Raw genomic sequence first — 978 nt, 5'->3', positions numbered from 1 at the left:
GTCATTTCGATAAGTAGAGCATAACGCTGCTCTTTGCGATGATTAATACAAAGCAACCACCGTGCCAACTTTTAATTTCATTTAAAAACAGTAGCTTACAACTTTTTGTGAATTTTTAACTCATTTTTATTGCCAACTTTTTGGAAAATTTTCTAATTTCTTAGCAACTTCTTTACGAATTTTCGTTATACAACTCTTAACCACCACTCTGTGCCGGATTCAATTTTTCCATTTTCTATTCACTGCGCTCTTCAGGCTACAACGCAGCATATAAATCGCCCTGAGATTGATGACCAATTTTCAATCAAAATCACCAAATTCATTTCATTGCGCACTTGGTTCAATAAATACGGGTTCAATTGAACATTGGCTATGCTTTCCAGTGTTTTTGCTTTAGGCATTTCGGTAGACTAAGGCACTAAAAACAAAGGATTTCAGTATGAAATTTTACAGGCTAGGACTTGCATGTACGCTGCCATTATTAGCGGCCTGCAATGACAACAATTCCCCCATCAAAATCACCAGCGAAACCGTCTCTCAACAGCAGCTTGATACCATAGTTACTAATATCGAAAAGCGTTACCCTGAGGCTACCCAGGAACAAAAACAAAACGCCGCCGACGTGGTGGTACGTGCCATCGAGAATTTGGTGTTTGTTGAAGGCGGCAGTTTTGACATGGGGGATTTTGGTGCCCCTTGTGAAGTTCCCAGCGGTACAGTCAGCCGGATGGACTGGTCTCCGGATGCTGAATGCTTGAGTTCACCGTTTAGTCAGGAGACAGGGGCTGCCTTCCTTCATAAAGTCACACTCGATTCCTATTCAATTGCTAAGTTTGAAACGCGATTTATTGATATGGAGTGGATGCGCCAGATCAACGGGCTGCCTGTGGCAAAAGATGATGCAAAAGATCAGTCGATTATCCAACGTGATTCGGAAACATATCAATCGCTGATAAGTAATATGAAGGATTATCCAGC

At 41.5% G+C, this 978-nt stretch carries 1 pseudogene; it reads left to right on the top strand.

Annotated elements, in window-relative coordinates:
• Window positions 1-439: 439 nt before the first annotated feature.
• Window positions 440-978 (top strand): annotated as a pseudogene (locus tag KCG43_RS21275) (hypothetical protein); the annotation flags it as partial.

Source organism: Photobacterium sp. WH24 (genome assembly GCF_019204055.1).
GTDB lineage: Bacteria > Pseudomonadota > Gammaproteobacteria > Enterobacterales > Vibrionaceae > Photobacterium > Photobacterium arenosum.
Note: the sequence above shows the minus strand (reverse complement) of the source record. Positions and strands in the feature narration are given on the sequence as shown.